The 16,788-nt window shown below is 61.6% G+C and carries 18 protein-coding genes; 4 read left to right on the forward strand and 14 right to left on the reverse strand.

Features of this window, described 5'->3' with window-relative positions:
- Positions 1 to 62 precede the first annotated feature (62 nt).
- Together M5G11_RS15265 and M5G11_RS15270 are read left to right on the forward strand one after the other, a co-directional pair.
- Positions 63 to 1,085: an outer membrane protein assembly factor BamD gene (locus M5G11_RS15265; protein WP_273910696.1), complete on the forward strand. Its 1,023-nt coding sequence runs from the start codon at positions 63 to 65 to the stop codon at positions 1,083 to 1,085.
- Positions 1,086 to 1,190: 105 nt separating this feature from the next.
- Positions 1,191 to 1,418: a PP0621 family protein gene (locus M5G11_RS15270; RefSeq protein WP_273910695.1), complete on the forward strand. Its 228-nt coding sequence runs from the start codon at positions 1,191 to 1,193 to the stop codon at positions 1,416 to 1,418.
- A gap of 122 nt (positions 1,419 to 1,540) precedes the next feature.
- Here M5G11_RS15270 and thiO read toward each other — a convergent pair whose 3' ends face one another.
- From thiO to M5G11_RS15295, 5 genes are read right to left on the reverse strand one after another with little or no spacing between them, the layout of a single operon-like run.
- Complete coding sequence (gene thiO / locus M5G11_RS15275; protein WP_273910694.1) at positions 1,541 to 2,638, reverse strand: glycine oxidase ThiO; 1,098 nt, start codon at positions 2,636 to 2,638, stop codon at positions 1,541 to 1,543.
- A gap of 56 nt (positions 2,639 to 2,694) precedes the next feature.
- Complete coding sequence (locus tag M5G11_RS15280; RefSeq protein WP_273910693.1) at positions 2,695 to 3,084, reverse strand: type IV pilin protein; 390 nt, start codon at positions 3,082 to 3,084, stop codon at positions 2,695 to 2,697.
- A 30-nt stretch (positions 3,085 to 3,114) separates the two neighbouring features.
- Positions 3,115 to 3,615, reverse strand: a complete 501-nt coding sequence (locus M5G11_RS15285) for a hypothetical protein (protein ID WP_273910692.1) — start codon at positions 3,613 to 3,615, stop codon at positions 3,115 to 3,117.
- Entirely contained in the window at positions 3,615 to 4,286 is a 672-nt protein-coding gene (locus M5G11_RS15290) for a PilW family protein (RefSeq protein WP_273910691.1), read from the reverse strand. The genes M5G11_RS15285 and M5G11_RS15290 overlap by 1 nt, the downstream gene beginning before the upstream one ends.
- Positions 4,283 to 4,483: a type IV pilus modification PilV family protein gene (locus M5G11_RS15295; protein WP_273910690.1), complete on the reverse strand. Its 201-nt coding sequence runs from the start codon at positions 4,481 to 4,483 to the stop codon at positions 4,283 to 4,285. The genes M5G11_RS15290 and M5G11_RS15295 overlap by 4 nt, the downstream gene beginning before the upstream one ends.
- A gap of 107 nt (positions 4,484 to 4,590) precedes the next feature.
- Here M5G11_RS15295 and M5G11_RS15300 point away from each other — a divergent pair, with 107 nt between their 5' ends.
- Positions 4,591 to 5,103 carry a GspH/FimT family pseudopilin gene (locus tag M5G11_RS15300; protein ID WP_273910689.1) on the forward strand — a complete coding sequence of 171 codons (513 nt, stop codon included), beginning with the start codon at positions 4,591 to 4,593 and terminating at the stop codon, positions 5,101 to 5,103.
- Here M5G11_RS15300 and ispH read toward each other — a convergent pair.
- The 6 genes from ispH to murJ all read right to left on the reverse strand — a co-directional run bounded on the left by ispH (position 5,092) and on the right by murJ (position 12,427).
- A complete protein-coding gene (gene ispH / locus M5G11_RS15305) occupies positions 5,092 to 6,039 on the reverse strand; it encodes a 4-hydroxy-3-methylbut-2-enyl diphosphate reductase (protein ID WP_273910688.1) in 948 nt (315 codons plus the stop codon). The genes M5G11_RS15300 and ispH overlap by 12 nt on opposite strands.
- A 14-nt stretch (positions 6,040 to 6,053) precedes the next feature.
- Complete coding sequence (gene fkpB / locus M5G11_RS15310; protein WP_273910687.1) at positions 6,054 to 6,491, reverse strand: FKBP-type peptidyl-prolyl cis-trans isomerase; 438 nt, start codon at positions 6,489 to 6,491, stop codon at positions 6,054 to 6,056.
- Positions 6,484 to 6,999: a signal peptidase II gene (lspA, locus tag M5G11_RS15315; protein ID WP_273910686.1), complete on the reverse strand. Its 516-nt coding sequence runs from the start codon at positions 6,997 to 6,999 to the stop codon at positions 6,484 to 6,486. The genes fkpB and lspA overlap by 8 nt, the downstream gene beginning before the upstream one ends.
- The gene (gene ileS / locus M5G11_RS15320; RefSeq protein ID WP_273910685.1) at positions 6,992 to 9,823 is read right to left on the reverse strand and encodes an isoleucine--tRNA ligase; all 2,832 of its coding nucleotides are present in this window, start codon (positions 9,821 to 9,823) and stop codon (positions 6,992 to 6,994) included. The genes lspA and ileS overlap by 8 nt, the downstream gene beginning before the upstream one ends.
- A complete protein-coding gene (gene ribF, locus M5G11_RS15325) occupies positions 9,820 to 10,770 on the reverse strand; it encodes a bifunctional riboflavin kinase/FAD synthetase (protein ID WP_273910684.1) in 951 nt (316 codons plus the stop codon). Before ribF ends, ileS begins: the two co-directional genes overlap by 4 nt.
- Positions 10,771 to 10,888: 118 nt before the next feature.
- A complete protein-coding gene (murJ, locus tag M5G11_RS15330) occupies positions 10,889 to 12,427 on the reverse strand; it encodes a murein biosynthesis integral membrane protein MurJ (RefSeq protein ID WP_273910682.1) in 1,539 nt (512 codons plus the stop codon).
- A gap of 252 nt (positions 12,428 to 12,679) precedes the next feature.
- Here murJ and rpsT point away from each other — a divergent pair, with 252 nt between their 5' ends.
- Positions 12,680 to 12,952: a 30S ribosomal protein S20 gene (gene rpsT / locus M5G11_RS15335; RefSeq protein WP_273910681.1), complete on the forward strand. Its 273-nt coding sequence runs from the start codon at positions 12,680 to 12,682 to the stop codon at positions 12,950 to 12,952.
- A 157-nt stretch (positions 12,953 to 13,109) separates the two neighbouring features.
- On the opposite strand, the gene M5G11_RS15340 is transcribed toward rpsT, so the two are convergent.
- Genes M5G11_RS15340 through M5G11_RS15350 form a run of 3 tightly spaced genes read right to left on the reverse strand, consistent with a single transcriptional unit; the run spans position 13,110 to position 16,672 of the window.
- On the reverse strand, positions 13,110 to 15,410 hold the full coding sequence (locus M5G11_RS15340; protein WP_273910680.1) for a PqiB family protein: 2,301 nt from the start codon (positions 15,408 to 15,410) through the stop codon (positions 13,110 to 13,112).
- Positions 15,403 to 16,026, reverse strand: a complete 624-nt coding sequence (locus tag M5G11_RS15345; protein ID WP_273910679.1) for a paraquat-inducible protein A — start codon at positions 16,024 to 16,026, stop codon at positions 15,403 to 15,405. Before M5G11_RS15345 ends, M5G11_RS15340 begins: the two co-directional genes overlap by 8 nt.
- Complete coding sequence (locus M5G11_RS15350) at positions 16,013 to 16,672, reverse strand: paraquat-inducible protein A (protein WP_273910678.1); 660 nt, start codon at positions 16,670 to 16,672, stop codon at positions 16,013 to 16,015. Before M5G11_RS15350 ends, M5G11_RS15345 begins: the two co-directional genes overlap by 14 nt.
- Between the last annotated feature and the right edge of the window lie 116 nt (positions 16,673 to 16,788).

A 16,788-nucleotide genomic window follows, 5' to 3' on the forward strand; every position in this document is an offset into this window, starting at 1 on the left:
GCGTTCATCATAACAGGACGGCCTCGCCCAAGACAGCGGCCGTCATAGGGACGCAAGCCGCCATGCAAGTGAAACACCTGCTGCTGATCGCCATCCTCGGACTCACTGCTGCTTGTTCTTCGAAGGAAGTCGTCGACGAAAACCTGAGCGAAGCCGAGCTGTACCAGCAGGCGCAGGCCGACCTGGACAACCACAGCTACACCAGCGCCACCGCCAAACTCAAGGCGTTGGAATCGCGTTACCCGTTCGGCCGCTATGCCGACCAGGCGCAGCTGGAGCTGATCTTCGCGAACTACAAGAACGCCGAGCCAGAAGCTGCTAAGTCGGCTGCGGAGCGTTTCATTCGCCTGCACCCGCAGCATCCTAACGTCGACTACGCCTACTACCTCAAGGGTCTGACCTCTTTCGACCAGGACCGTGGCCTGCTCGCGCGCTTCCTGCCGTTGGACATGACCAAGCGTGACCCGGGCGCTGCCCGCGACTCGTACAACGAGTTCGCCCAGCTGACCAGCCGCTACCCGAACAGCCGCTATTCGCCGGACGCCAAGCAGCGCATGATCTACCTGCGCAACCTGCTGGCTTCCTACGAGATCCACGTGGCCGACTACTACCTGACCCGTCAGGCCTATGTAGCCGCTGCCAACCGTGGTCGTTACGTAGTGGAAAACTTCCAGGAAACCCCATCGGTCGGTGACGGCCTGGCGGTGATGACCGAGTCGTACATGCGCCTGCACCTGGACGACCTGGCGGCTACCAGCCTGGAAACCCTGAAGCTGAACTACCCGAACCACCCAAGCCTGGTGGACGGTCAGTTCGTGCCGCAACAGGACGAAGCAGACAGCCGTTCGTGGCTTTCGAAGGCCACCCTGGGCCTGATCGACACCGCAACGCCGCTGCCACCGGGTGAAACCCGCGCCAACCAGGACGTGATCAAGCAGTACCAGGACGCCAAAGACGCGATCCCTGAAGATTTGCTGCCGAAAAACGCTGATGGCGACGTGATCGAAGAAGAAAACCATGAAGCTGCCGGCAACAATGACGACCGCTCCTGGTTCAGCTACATGACCTTCGGTGTGTTCGACTGAACACCCTGGGTAAATAAAAAAGGGAGGCTTCGGCCTCCCTTTTTTATTGGCCGCCGTCAGCGCCTGCCCTAAACTGGCGGCACTTCACTGACAAAGCTGGACGCCATGGTTCGCCTACTTTTCTGGATCGCCCTGATTGCCGCTGCCTTCTGGCTATGGCGCAAGTTCAAGGCCAGTAATGCCGCCCCCACCAATACCCTCGATGACCCGCTGAAAATGGTCCGTTGCGCCCATTGCGGCGTTCATCTGCCCAATGACCGGGCGCTGCATCGGGGCAATGAGTGGTATTGCAGCTCGGCGCACCTGCAACAGGGCCCATCCGACAAACGGTAGCTGTTAGGACCATTGTGGGAGCCGGCCTTGCCGGCGATGAGGCCAGTATCGCTGGCTGGAACTATGGCTGCGATGCAGCCAATCGCCGGCAACGCCGGCTCCCACAAGGCCTCCCTGAGTGCTTACACCAACCGGCCCGCAGGTGCATAAGGCGCCGGATCAATGATCGGCGCACGCCCCGCGAGCAGATCGGCAAACAACTGGCACGACGCCGGCGCCAGCACCAGCCCATTGCGGTAATGCCCGCAGTTCAGCCACAACCCGGCCCAACCCGGCACCTGTCCGATATACGGAATACCCTCCGGCGAGCCCGGCCGCAATCCCGCCCAATGCCCGACCGGCGTAGCATCCGCCAAGGCCGGCAACAGCTCGACCGCCGAAGCCTTCAGGCTCTCCAGCGCCACATCGGTTGGCGTCTTGTCGTAACCGGCATGCTCCAGTGTGCTGCCAATCAGGATGTGCCCATCCCGGCGCGGGATCGCATAGCGCCCCTTGGCCAACACCATGCTCGGCAGAAAATCATCGGCACATTTGAACAGGATCATCTGGCCTTTCACCGGCTCCACCGGCAACGACAGCCCCAGCAGGCGCAACAGGTCGCCACTCCAGGCACCGGCCGTGAGCACCACCTGATCGGCCTCGATCACCCCTTCAGGGGTCTGGACCCCGGTAATGCGCTCACCCGTGCGGCTGAACCCGGTAATTTCGCAGTGTTCCCTGAGCGTGACATTGGGCAACGCCAACAAGGCCGCCTTGAGCGATTTCACCAGGCGCGGGTTACGCACGTTGGCGACACCCTCCATATGAATCGCCCGGCTGAAACCTTCGCCCAGCACCGGTACCGCCGCGTACGCCTGCTCGATCGGCACTGCACGCAGCGGCCGCCCTTCGCGCTCAGCCCAGGCCAGCGCCTCGGCTTCATCGTCCAGATCCAGCCAGTACAAGCCGGTGACGTGCACCTCGGGATCAACCCCGGTGCTGGCAAACAAACGCTCGCCCAGCTGTGGATAGAAATCCTGCGACCAGTGCGCCAGCGCCGTCACGGCCGGGCTGTAGCGCCACGGGTAGAGCGGCGAAACGATCCCGCCTCCAGCCCAGGAAGACTCCTGGCCCACCTCACCCTTGTCGCACACCACCACCTGCTCGACATCGGCCGCCAGGTTGAACGCTGTCAGCAGGCCGATCACTCCACCACCGACAATCACTACTTGCTTGGTCATCTGTAGATCCAGTATCCGAAATAAACCGCAGCGCCAGCCCGACGCCATGAAAACGTTCAACTGCCCCAGCACCTCAGGTCGCGGTCTTCCACGGCATGGGGGTTGCCACGCACACCGCGCTGGTCGAGTTCGAAGTCGCCGCACGGGTCGGCCGCCATCATGCTGCCGGCACGGCGCGTGGCCGTCAGGGTAAAGCGCTCGGCTTCGCGGGCAGCCTGCAGGCGGTAATGACGTGTACCGGGCGACAATGGCGTTACCACGCCCTCGCGGTCGGCATAGTGGCCGGCCTGGGCGTAGTGGCGTTCCAGATGGTGCGCGCTTTCGAACAACAACCCGGCGATTTCCGTGCGCGCGGCCTTTCGGACCTGATCGCTGTAGCTGGGGTAGGCTATGCTTGCCAGCATGCCGACCACCGCCACGACAATCAACAATTCGATGAGGGACATACCCTTTGGTCTAGCGTCCATGCGGTTCTCCTAATGAATCTGGCGCCAGGCGATGCGTCGCTCAGGCGTTGCGCCCTGCACCAGCGGACGGGCAAAGATGCTTTCCAGTACCGCGCGGGCCGGGCCCTGCCGGCCGATCACGGTTATGCGATAGAGCGTGACCGGAGCGCCATCAGGCATGCCGACTGCGCGGCTGCTCTCACCCAACTGCTGGATCAGGTAGAAGCCGCTGTCATCACCCGTCCAAGGCAACCCGGAGCCGCCCTCACCCGGGTGAATACCCGCTGCGCGGACTCGGCCTGCCTCCGGTGGTGGCAGGCAATAGCTGCAGCGCGCGACAGGCAGCGTTGCCCCCTCTCCCACCCGCAACAAGGCCTCCGCCCGCTCGAAGGCGCCCAGAGCGGCCGACTGATTGCCCGCCATGCGCGCCTGCGTGGCAGCGCTGCTCATGGCCGACAAGCCAAGCAGCCCCAGCAGGAGCACCAGCGTCAGGCAGACCAGCAACACCACGCCTCGCTCCCGGCGGCGCATCAGGACAACCTGTTGCGCAGGGCGGTGCTCAATCGGTAGGTCTGCTCGCGCACGTTCGATTGCGTATCACGCAGTGTCAGCAGCAGATGAATACCCTGTATCAAGGCTGGATCGCCGACATCTGGACTAACCTCCACCTCCAACCGCGCCACCTGCTCAATCAGTACCGCGCTGCTGCCGGCACTGCTGAGCAGTAACTGGCCATCCTCCACCCGGTACACCTGCTGACGGATCGGCAAGGCGAACTGCCCTGCCCCGGCTGCATGCTCCCCAGCCTTCACTTCGGCGTAAGTCAGGCAATCGGTCAGCAGCGTCCAGTTGGGGGCCCCGCTCAGGGCGCCCGCTTCGCTCACCAGCAGCGCCAGGCTGCGCAAGTTGCCAGCAGGGTCTCGATTGACGACCACAGGCCGGGCGAACGCCTCGGCTGTCGCCACGTCGGCAAAGGTGATGGCCTCCGTGCGCAGGCAGCCGAACATCCCACTCATGCGGATATCCCGGCTCAGGCGCATCAAGGCCAAGCGTGCGTCCTCCTGCAAGCGCGTGGCGGCTACCTGGGTCTGCCAGGTCTTGACGGCGGTGATGAACAATCGGCTGCCCGCCATGATCACGATCACCCCGAGGCTCAGCGCCAGCAACGCTTCCACAAGGCCAAAACCGCGTAGCCGCCTCACGGTGCAACACCGTTCAAGCGCGCGCGTTCGTACGCTTCCTGCGCCGCGTAAACCGCCTGGGTCGCGCGCAGTGCGCTGTCGGTGGCGTGCAACGCCTGCCACTGCAACGCCGCAGCGCTGAACAAGCCCAGCGCCAGCACCACCAGCGCTGCCAATACCTCGATCAATGTCACGCCTTGCTGTGCCTTCCTGGCCATGTTCGCCTCCTGCGAAATTTCCCCGGGGCATCTCATACCCGGCTGACTGGACAGCCACCAGGCCTGCCCCGAATCTACAGGTAAGCACTTACAGCGAGGGATGCACGATGAGGCAACAGGGCGTAACACTCATTCAACTGGCGGCGGCGGTCGGGCTGCTGATGCTGCTGACAAAGCTCGCCATGCCGACCTACACCAGAATGAACATGGACCTACAACAACAGGTGGCCGCCGAACTGCTGGCGCAGGCATTGCGCACCGCGCGCAGTGAAGCCTTGCTGCGCAATCAGGTGGTTAGAGTAAGCCCACGGGAGGGGCTGTGGCAGAAAGGTTGGCAGATTGCCCTGGAGGAGGACGGCGCCGATTTGCTACGGGAAGTCACGCTGTCTGGTCGGGTGCGCATTGTCGGCAATCAGCCGGTTGCACAGCAGGTGCGTTTCAGTGGGCTGGGGGTTGCCTTGCAGGCCGGTGGGGCATTCCAGGCCGGGACCCTGCATATCTGCGAAAGCCCCGGCACCCGGAGTGTGTATCAGGTCGTGCTGTCACGCAGCGGAAAGGTCAGCTTGCGTCAGGCACTGAAAGAGCAGCCGCTGTGCGCGGCTGCCGGCTCAGATCAGTGAGCGAACGCGCAGTTCCTTGGGCATTGAGAACGTGACGTTCTCTTCACGCCCATCCAGCTCTTCAGCGCCGGTGGCGCCCCAGGCCTGGAGCTGCTGGATAACCCCGCGTACCAGCACTTCAGGCGCCGAAGCACCCGCCGTGATACCGATGCGCTGGACGCCGTCGAACCAACTGCGCTGCAAGTCTTCAGCACCGTCGATCAGGTAGGCCGGGGTGGCCATCCGTTCGGCCAGCTCACGCAGGCGGTTGGAGTTGGAGCTGTTCGGGCTACCCACAACCAACACCACATCGCACTCGTCAGCCAATTGCTTGACCGCGTCCTGGCGGTTCTGGGTGGCGTAGCAGATATCGTCCTTGCGCGGCCCACCGATACTCGGGAAGCGCGAACGCAGGGCATCGATAACCCGACTGGTGTCGTCCATCGACAACGTGGTCTGGGTCACGAAGGCCAGGCGCTCCGGGTTGCGCACCTGCAACTTGGCGACATCTTCCTCGTCTTCGACCAGGTAGATGGAGCCGCCATTGCTGGCATCGTACTGCCCCATGGTGCCTTCGACTTCCGGGTGACCGGCGTGGCCGATCAGGATGCATTCCTTGCCGTCGCGGCTGTAGCGCGCCACTTCGATATGCACCTTGGTTACCAGCGGGCAGGTCGCGTCGAACACTTTCAGGCCGCGCCCCGCCGCTTCCTGGCGCACAGCCTGGGAAACGCCGTGGGCACTGAAGATGACGATGACGTCATTGGGTACCTGATCCAGTTCTTCGACGAAAATCGCCCCGCGCGCGCGCAGGTCTTCGACGACGAACTTGTTGTGCACCACTTCATGACGCACGTAGATCGGTGGCCCGAAGACTTCCAAGGCACGGTTGACGATTTCAATCGCCCGGTCCACACCGGCACAGAAGCCACGAGGGTTGGCGAGTTTGATCTGCATGGGAGACTCCAGGCTCACAGGGCCTTGACCTCGAGGATTTCCACCTCGAAGTTCAGGGTCTTGCCAGCCAGTGGATGGTTGAAGTCGATCGTCACCTGGGCATCATCGAACGCTTTCACTACACCTGGCAATTCGGCGTTGGCGGCATCGTTGAAAATCACCAGCAGGCCTTCGGACAAGTCCATGTCCTGAAACTGCGAACGCGGCATGACCTGTACGTTCTGCGGGTTCGGCTGGCCGAAGGCATGCTCCGGGACCACGGTTACGGTGCGTTTGTCACCGGCCTTGAAGCCGAACAACGCCGCCTCAAAACCCGGCAACAGGTTGCCATCACCGACCTTGAACACTGCCGGCGCCTTGTCGAAGGTGCTGTCGACGGTGTCGCCGTTTTCCAGGTGCAACGCGAAGTGCAGGGTGACTTCGGTGTTCTGGCCAATACGGGATTCAGTCATGGACGGGTTCTCCGGACTTTTTACTCTTGAACATATCCAGCGCCAGCATCACCGCACCGACGCTGATGGCGCTGTCGGCCACGTTGAAGGCCGGGAAGTACCAGCGGTTCTGCCAGTGCACCAGAATGAAGTCGATGACGTGGCCCAGCACGATACGGTCGTACAGGTTGCCCAGCGCGCCGCCGAGTACCAGCGCCAGCGCTACTGCCAGCCAGGTCTCGTCGCGCCCCAGGCGCTTGAGCCAGACCACCAGCACGGAGCTGACCACCACGGCGATCAGGGCGAACAGCCAGCGCTGCCAGCCGGAGCTGTCCGCGAGGAAGCTGAAGGCCGCGCCGGTGTTGTAGGCCAGGGTCCAGCTGAAGTAGTCAGGGATGACCACGATCTGCTGGTACAGGCTCAACGTGCCTTCGAAATAGAACTTGCTGGCCTGGTCGAGGACCAGTACCAGCAGGCTCAGCCACAGCCAGCCGAGGCGCCCGAAGCGCCCCACCGCAGGGTTAGGCATAGTGACGCACCTCGCCATTGCCACTGATGTTGTCGGCGCAACGAGCGCAGATTTCCGGGTGTTCCGGGTTCGAGCCGACGTCGGCGCGGAAGTGCCAGCAACGGCCGCACTTGGCGTAACCGGACTTGACCACTTTCAACTTCAGCCCTGGAACTTCGGTTTCAACTGCATCGGCCGGTGCCTGGGCAAACGGGGCAACGGTTGCCGCCGAGGTGATCAACACGAAGCGCAGTTCGTCGCCCAGCTTGTTCAGGTCGGCGCTCAGGGCGTCGTCGGCGAACAGGGTGACTTCGGCTTGCAGGTTGCCACCGATGGCTTTGGCCGCACGCTGGTTTTCCAGCTCCTTGTTGACCGCAGTCTTGGCGGCCATCACGCGCTCCCAGTAGGCGCGACCCAGCTCGAAGCCTTCCGGCAGCTCGGTCAGCCCCTGGTACCAGGTGTTGAGCATCACCGACTCGTTGCGCTCGCCTGGCAGGTACTGCCACAGCTCGTCGGCGGTGAACGCCAGGATCGGCGCGATCCAGCGCACCAGCGCCTCGCTGATATGGAACAGCGCGGTCTGGCAGGAACGACGGGCAACACTGTTGGCGCCGGTGGTGTACTGGCGGTCCTTGATGATGTCCAGGTAGAAGCCACCGAGCTCCTGCACGCAGAAGTTGTGGATCTTCGAGTAGACGTTCCAGAAACGGTATTCGCCGTAGTGCTCTTCCAGCTCGCGCTGCAGCAGCAAGGCACGGTCCACCGCCCAGCGGTCCAGTGCCAGCATGTCTTCGGCTGGCAGCAGGTCACGGGCAGGGTCGAAACCGGAGAGGTTCGACAGCAGGAAGCGCGCGGTGTTGCGAATACGCCGGTAGGCGTCGGCACTGCGCTGCAGGATCTGGTCGGAAACGGCCATTTCGCTGGAGTAGTCGGTGGCCGAAACCCACAGACGCATGATGTCGGCGCCCAGGGTGTCGTTGACCTTCTGCGGCTCGATGGTGTTACCCAGCGACTTGGACATCTTGCGGCCGCTCTCGTCCACGGTGAAGCCGTGGGTCAGCAGCTCGCGGTACGGCGCGTGGCCGTCGATGGCGCAACCGGTCAGCAGCGAGGAATGGAACCAGCCGCGGTGCTGGTCGGAACCTTCCAGGTACAGGTCGGCACGCGGTCCGCTGTCGTGGCCGATGTTGTGCGAGCCACGCAGTACATGCCAGTGGGTGGTACCGGAATCGAACCAGACGTCCAGGGTGTCGGCGATCTTGTCGTACTGGCCGGCCTCGTCACCGAGCAGTTCGGCAGCGTCCATCTTGAACCAGGCTTCGATGCCTTCCAGCTCGACGCGCTTGGCCACTTCTTCCATCAGCTCGACGGTGCGTGGGTGCAGCTCGCCGGTCTGCTTGTGCAGGAAGAACGGGATCGGTACGCCCCAGTTGCGCTGGCGCGAGATGCACCAGTCAGGACGGTTGGCGATCATCGAATGCAGGCGCGCCTGGCCCCAGGTCGGTACGAACTTGGTTTCTTCGATGGCCTTGATGGCGCGTTGACGCAGGGTGTCGCCGGTGTCTGGCTGCTTGTCCATGCCGACGAACCACTGTGCGGTGGCGCGGTAGATCAGCGGGGTCTTGTGGCGCCAGCAATGCATGTAGCTGTGGCTGATGGTCTCGGTGAACATCAGCGCGCCGACTTCAGTCAGCTTGTCGACGATGGCCGGGTTGGCCTTCCAGATGAACTGGCCACCAAAGAACGGCAGCGATTCGACATACACGCCGTTGCTCTGCACCGGGGTCAGGATGTCATCGTTGACCATGCCGTAACGCTTGCAGGTAACGAAGTCATCTTCACCGTAGGCAGGTGCGGAGTGCACCACACCGGTGCCGGCGCCCAGCTCGACGTACTCGGCCAGGTAAACCGGCGACAGGCGGTCGTAGAACGGGTGACGGAAGTTGATCAGTTCCAGTGCCGAACCTGGCGCGGTAGCCACCACCGAACCTTCCAGCGAGAAGCGCTTCAGGCTCGACTCGACCAGCTCTTCAGCCAGTACCAGCAGTTTGTCGCCGACGTCGACCAGCGCGTAGGTGAACTCCGGGTGGACGTTCAGCGCCTGGTTGGCCGGGATGGTCCACGGGGTAGTGGTCCAGATCACGATGGCCGCCGGCTTGCTCAGCGAGGCCAGGCCGAAGGCGCTGGCCAGCTTGCTGTCGTCGGCAATCGGGAAAGCCACGTCGATGGCCTGGGATTTCTTGTCGGCGTATTCCACCTCGGCTTCGGCCAGGGCCGAACCGCAATCGAAACACCAGTTCACAGGCTTGAGGCCCTTGAACACGAAGTTGTGCTTGACCATCTCGGCCAGGGCACGGATTTCACCAGCCTCGTTGGCAAAGTTCATGGTCTTGTACGGGTTGTCCCAGTCACCCAGCACACCCAGGCGGATGAACTCTTTCTTCTGCCCTTCGATCTGCTCGGCAGCGTAGGCACGGCACAGCTCGCGGGTCTTGTCCGCGGTCAGGTGCTTGCCGTGGGTCACTTCAACCTTGTGCTCGATTGGCAGGCCATGGCAGTCCCAACCCGGTACGTACGGCGCGTCGAAGCCGGACAGGGTCTTGGAACGGATGATCATGTCCTTGAGAATCTTGTTGAGCGCGTGACCGATGTGGATCTTGCCGTTGGCATAGGGCGGGCCGTCGTGCAGCACGAACTTCGGACGATCCTTGCCAATTTCGCGCAGCTTCTGGTACAGGCCAATGCTGTCCCAGCGCTGCAGAATCTGCGGTTCGCGCTGTGGCAGGCCGGCCTTCATGGGGAAGGCGGTGTCCGGAAGGTTTAGCGTGGCTTTATAGTCGGTCATTTCAGGCTCTTCGTTAGCGGTTGACCGTGCCAATGGGCACGTGCGGCGGCGATATCCGCATCGATCGCCGACTTCAGCGCCTCCAGGGAGGCGAATCGCTGCTCATCTCGCAGCTTGTGGTGGAATTCCACCGTCAGACGCCGGCCATATAAATCGCCGGCAAAATCCAGAAGATGTACTTCCAGGTGGGCACTGCCATCACCTGAAACGGTTGGCCGCACGCCAATGTTGGCGACGCCCGGCCAAGCCTTGCCATCGAGGTCGACACTCACCAGGTAAACCCCGGTCAGCGGCACGCGATGGCGCTTGAGCTGTATGTTGGCGGTCGGGGTACCCAGCTGGCGAGCCAGCTTCTGCCCGTGCAGCACACGCCCGCGAATCCGGAACGGGCGGCCCAGCAGGCGCTCGGCCAAGGCGAAGTCAGCCTTGGCCAGGGCTTCGCGGACCTGGGTGCTGCTGACGCGCAGGCCGTCCAGCTCGACGGTTTGCGCCGCTTCCACGGTGAAGCCCTGGCGCTGGCCGGCGTGCTGGAGGAAGGCGAAGTCGCCGACCCGATCGCAGCCGAAGCGGAAGTCATCACCCACTTCCAGGTGCTGCACACCTAGCCCATCGACCAGGATGGTGTCGACGAACTCGGCGGCACTAAGCTTGCTCAGGCGCTGGTTGAACGCCAGGCACAGCACCCGGTCGACACCTTCGGCCGCCAGCAGGGCAACCTTGTCGCGCAGGCGGGCCAGGCGGGCAGGGGCGGTTTCCGGGGCAAAGTATTCGCGCGGCTGCGGCTCGAATATCACCACGCAACTGGGTACACCCAGCTCTACCGCACGCTCACGCAGACGCGCCAGGATAGCCTGGTGTCCACGGTGAACACCGTCGAAGTTGCCGATAGTGGCAACACAGCCCCGGTGCTGGGGGCGAAGGTTGTGAAGGCCTCGAACCAGCTGCATAACGCGCTTCTTGCTCATAAAGTGGTCGATTATAACCACACCCGGGCGCCGACGACAGGCAGCAGAGCGCTGCCAGGACGTCGAAAGCGGAAAACCGACGCCTGGCGAGCGTTTGCTGTCAGTGCAGGGCCTTGCGGGCGAAGTCCCGTGGGCGGAAACCGAAGATGAACAGGCTGCCAAAATAGGTCAGCACACCTGCCACGATCAACAGGCCCAGGCGCAGGAAGCGCTCAAGCATCTGCCCCTGCTCCCAGGGCGGCATGAAGTGCATCCCGGCCAGCAACACGGCCGACATCAACAGTACCGCCACTATCAGTTTGCCGAGGAACTTGCCCCAGCCTGGTTGCGGCTCGAACAACTGCTGTTGGCGCAGCTTCCAGTACAGCAGGCCGGCATTCAGGCAGGCCCCCACACTGATCGCCAAGGCCAGGCCGGCGTGCTGCAGGTGGCCGATGAACAGCAGGTTCAACAGTTGCGTGGTGATCAGCGTGAAGATGGCGATCTTCACCGGCGTGCGGATGTTCTGCTGGGCATAGAAGCCCGGGGCAAGCACCTTGACCAGGATGATGCCGAGCAAACCGACCGAATAGGCGATCAGCGCGCGCTGGGTCATCAACGCATCAAAAGCGCTGAACTTGCCGTACTGGAACAGTGCGACTGTCAGCGGCTCGGCCAGGATGGCCATGGCCAGGGTGCACGGCAATACCAGCATGAAGCACAGGCGCAGGCCCCAATCGAGGATGCGCGAGTATTCGTGACGGTCCTTGTTGGCGTAGGTCTTGGCCAGGGTCGGTAGCAGGATCGTGCCCAACGCCACGCCCAGCACGCCGGACGGTAGCTCCATCAGGCGGTCGGCGTAGTACATCCACGACACGGAGCCGGCAACCAGGAACGAGGCGAAGATGGTGTTGATGATCAGCGAGATCTGGCTGACCGAAACACCGAGGATCGCCGGCAGCATCTGCTTGAGCACCCGCCATACGCCGGTATCGCACACATTGAGGCGTGGCAGTACCAGCATGCCGATCTTTTTCAGGTGCGGCAGTTGATAGAGCAACTGCAGCAGGCCGCCGACCAGTACCGCCCAACCCAGCGCCATGACCGGCGGGTTGAAATAGGGTGTAAGGAACAGCGCGAAGAAGATCATTGCCACGTTCAGCAGGGTCGGCACGAACGCCGGCACCGAGAAACGATTCCAGGTATTGAGGATGGCCCCGGCCAGCGAGGACAGCGAGATCAGTAATATATAAGGGAAAGTGATCCGCAGCAGGTCGGTGGTCAGCTGGAATTTTTCTTCGCTGTCGACGAACCCTGGCGCCGTCACCCACACCACCCAGGGGGCGGCCAGGATGCCAAGCAGGGTCACTACTGCCAGTACCAGGGTCAGCAGGCCGGCGACATAAGCGACAAAAGTGCGGGTCGCTTCCTCACCTTGCTGATTTTTATATTCGGCCAGGATAGGCACGAACGCCTGGGAAAACGCCCCTTCGGCAAAGATCCGTCGCAGCAGGTTGGGCAGCTTGAACGCAATGAAAAAGGCGTCTGTGGCAACGCCGGCGCCGAAAATCCGCGCCAGGATGGTATCGCGCACAAAGCCCAGCACCCGCGACACCATGGTGATGGAACTGACTGCGGCCAGGGATTTTAGGAGGTTCATCGAAAGTTTTTCATGCCAGATGGATGAAGGACAGGCCGAAAGGCGTCCAAAGTATGCGATACTCCGCCGCGCAAAGTAGGCAGAGCAAAAACTCCCGAGTTTACAGGTCGTGCGCCAGAAGGGAATCACCCCGACGGAAGCAATGACCACTCAGCAGAACCGCTCAAGTGCTCTTGACATCCGATGAACTCATCGGCATGATTCGCGGCCTATTTTGTTTGCTATTTACCAAGTCTTTCGAGGAGCTCGACGGTGGCCAACTCACCTTCCGCCAAAAAACGTGCAAAACAGGCTGAGAAGCGTCGCAGCCACAACGCCAGCCTGCGTTCCATGGTCCGCACCTACATCAAGAATGTAGTTAAAGCCATTGACGCAAAAGACGCCGACAAAGCGCAAGCTGCTTACGTCCTGGCTGTACCAGTTATCGACCGTATGGCCGATAAAGGTATCATCCACAAGAACAAAGCTGCTCGCCATAAAGGCCGTCTGAATGGCCATATCAAGGCACTGAAAGAAGCTGCCTAAGCGACACGCTTGTTAAAAGACCGACCCTAGGGTCGGTTTTTTATTGCCTGCGATTTGTTGGGGGGTACCTTTTTGAAGGCTGACCTCCCACAGTATCAGCGGTCTGCGAGAGCCTGCCTTGCCGGCGAAAGGGCCACAATGTGGCCCTAGCCTGCCCTTATTTGCCGATCTGGATCTTCGGCGCCCACTGCAGCCATTCATCCTCAGCCTTGTCGAACAGGGCGAAGGTCTGCTGTGGCCTGGCCGGGTTGCCCATCTTCTCGCCATCTGGCGTCGCAAAGGCAATCCCACCCTCGATCAGCGTTTCCAGCGACTCGGTACGCACCGTAGCCCCCTTGAACAGCCCAAGCTCGAAGCCGAAGCCACTGCTGTTCCAGAAGCGGCTACCGCCTCGCACCAGCGACGCATAGCGCGGCTCAATCAGGATGTGGATAAGTACCCGGTCCGCCGTCTGGCCCAATTCATAACCGGTTACCTTGCCGACTGCGATCTCACGGTAGGTCACGGGCACACCCGGCTTGATCGAGCCACGGCGCGCCGCGCTGAGCGTCAATGACAGGCCCTCCTCACGCTCGCTGACCTGCGGTGCGTCCGGCAATGCCACAAAACTGCTCTGTGGCCCGGCATTCTTCACCGCCGGCTGCACTTCCAGGTACTGGCCAGTCACCAGGGTTTCCAGGTTGGCGGTCTTGACGATCCCCAGCGCCGGCTTGACCACCCAGAACTGAGTTCCCACCCGCGCAATCTTCTCCGGCACCTGCGTGATACGCGCCTTGAGCAATACCGACTGCAGGTCATCACTCAAGTCGACAGACTCGACCTTGCCGATATCCAGCCCCTTGAGGCGAATGGGCGTGCCCGCCTTGAGCCCGTCACCCCGATCGACCTTGATGGTGATCGGGGTACCCGCCAGGTTGGCCGCCTCCTGGTTCTCATTCAGGCGGAACCAGGGAATATGCCGCTTAAGCGGCACATTCGGGCGCGGTGTATCAAAGGCGATGCCACCAGCCATCAGGCTCTGCAGCGATTCGCTCTTGATCTGGATACCCGACAACCCACCCGTCAGGGTGATCCCGCTGGCATTCCAGAAGCGCGTCGAGCCATTCACCAGCTTTTCGTACTCTTTCTCGATGTGCACGCCGATCAGCAGGCGGTTCTGCTTTTTCGAGAACTGGTAACTCTGCACCGTACCCACCTTGACCTGGCGATAGAGGATCGGGCTACCGACCTCCAGCGAACCCAGGTTGTCGCTGAACAGCACCAGATGCAGGCCCGGAGCCTTCAGGTCCAGCGGGGGTGCCTTGGCCCGTGCTTCAAACTCACGCTGCGGTGTCGCGCCTTTGTCACCCGGACGAATGGCGATGTAGTTACCTTTCACCAACGCTTCCAGCCCGGTGATACCGGCCAGCGAGATGGATGGCTTGACCACCCAGAACTGCGTGCCTGCCACCAGGTAGTCTTCAGCCAATGGGTCCAGCGTCAGCTCGGCCATGGCACTGGTCAGATCGGAGTCGACCTTCAGGGTTTTCAGCGAACCGACCTGGATGCCTTTGTACATCACCGGCGTGCGACCTGCCTGCAAGCCCTCGAAGTCCGTCAGCTTGACCTTGACCCGGATGCCCGCCTGGGCAGCATCAAAGTCTTCATACAGGCGGAACGGCAGGCTCGGGTCGGTGGGCGGGCTGTCCTTGCGATGCTCCGGCGTCGCGAAGGCGATACCCCCGGCAACGATACTGGCCAAGGACTCGCTGCGCACTTTCACCCCGGACAGGTTGGCATCGATGCTGATACCACTGGCATTCCAGAAGCGCGTGTATTTACGCACCAGCGAGGCGTAGGCAGGCTCAATGAAGACCTTGATCTCTACCGTGCCTTGATCCTCGGACAGGCGGTAGCTCTTCACCCGACCGACCTGGATCTGCTTGTAGAACACCGGGCTGTCACGGTCCAGCGAGCCGAGGCGGTCAGCCTTTAGCGTGAGATGCAGCCCTGGCTCACTGTCCGACAGCGGCGGCGCCTCAGACAACGCCTTGAAGCGCTTGGTCGGCTCGCCCTCTCCCGGGCTCACGGCAATGTAGTTACCGGAAACGAGCGTCTCAAGGCCGGTGATCCCCGCCAGCGACACGCTTGGCTTCACCAGCCAGAAACGAGTGCCGGTACGTAGGTGGGATTCAGCAGCCTGGTTCATCTCGATGGTGGCGATCACCCCGGTATTGCTGCCCTTGTCATCCAGCACAAGGCTCTTCACCTTGCCCACCGACATGCCCTTGTAGAACACCTCGGTCTTGTTGGCGACAATCCCCTCACCACTGCTGAAGCGCACTTCGATGTTGATGCCCGCATCGCGGTAGGCTTGCCAGCCCAGCCAGCCACCGATGACCAGGGCGATCAGGGGCAGGATCCAGATAGCCGACCAATTGGAAGCTGGGCGGGTTTTAGCCGTAGGCAAATCACTCATGGTCGTCATCCGACTCCGTGTTATCCCAAATCAGTCGGGGATCAAAAGTTACTGCAGCGAGCATCGTCAAAATCACCACGGTGGCGAAGGCGACGGCGCCCAGATTGGCTTCGACACTGGCAATACGCCCGAAATTCACTACGGCCACAAGAATGGCGATCACGAAAATATCGAGCATGGACCAGCGGCCGATGAATTCAATAAAACGGTACATCAGGATCCGCTGCCTGGCTGACAACGGCTGGTGACGCTGTACTGAGTACAGCAACAGGGCAATGCCGACCAACTTGAAGGTCGGTACCAGGATACTGGCGATAAACACCACGGCGGCAATCGGAAACATGCCGTGCTTCATCAGCGTGATGACGCCGGACATGATGGTGTCCGGGCTGCCCTGCCCCAAGGCACTGACCGTCATGATCGGCAGCACGTTGGCCGGGATATACAGAATGGCGGCAGCAATCAGCAGCGCCCAGGTACGCACCAGGCTGTTCGGGCGACGGGCGTGTACCAACGCACCGCAACGCGTGCAGGTCTGTTCGTCGACGCCCTCCTCCTGGCGATTGAGCTCGTGACATTCGCAGCAGATCAATATTCCTGCATCAATCGCCCGCATGGACGTCTTCTCCCGACAAGGCTACCCATATCTGGTGGGGGGACATCACCACTTCCAACCAGACCTGGACCAGCAATAGGCTGATAAAACAGAGCAAGCCAAGGCCAAGGCTGAGCTCGGCAAGGTCGACAAGCTTGACGATGGCGACCAGCACGCCCATCAGGTAGACCTCGAGCATGCCCCAGTCACGCAGGTGGTGATAAATGCGATACAGCAGCAGGCCATAGCTGCGCCCAACGTTCAGGCGAATGGTCAACAGCACGGCGAGTTGGCACAGCAGCTTAAGTAACGGGATGGCCATGCTGCACAGGAACACCACCACGGCGACGCCCGCCATACCGCTGTTGTACAGGCCTAGAACGCCAGTCCAGACAGTGTCATCAGCGTTCTGCCCCAACAGGTGGAGCTGCATAATCGGTAGAAAGTTTGCCGGCACATAGAGCAGCAACGCCGCCAAGACCAAAGCCAGGCTGCGCTGGACCACATTGTGGCGGTGCGCATAAAGCTCATAGCCACACCGCGGACACTCGGCTTTTTCGTCATGCTTGAGCACCGGCTTGCGCATCAGCAGATCGCACTCGTGACAGGCAACCAACTGGTCCAGCGGTAGATCGACGAGCGGAGAAGATTCGACAGGGTCGGACATAGAAGGATTCTGAATTAAAACGCTGGGCTCTATTCTAGTGCGCTCGTCCCATTTGTGGGAGCACAACCAAAGTCAGAGAACACTACAGGAAATTTCCGCGCACAAAGACAAAACCC

The organism is Pseudomonas fontis, from assembly GCF_028656955.1.
GTDB classification, from domain to species: domain Bacteria; phylum Pseudomonadota; class Gammaproteobacteria; order Pseudomonadales; family Pseudomonadaceae; genus Aquipseudomonas; species Aquipseudomonas fontis.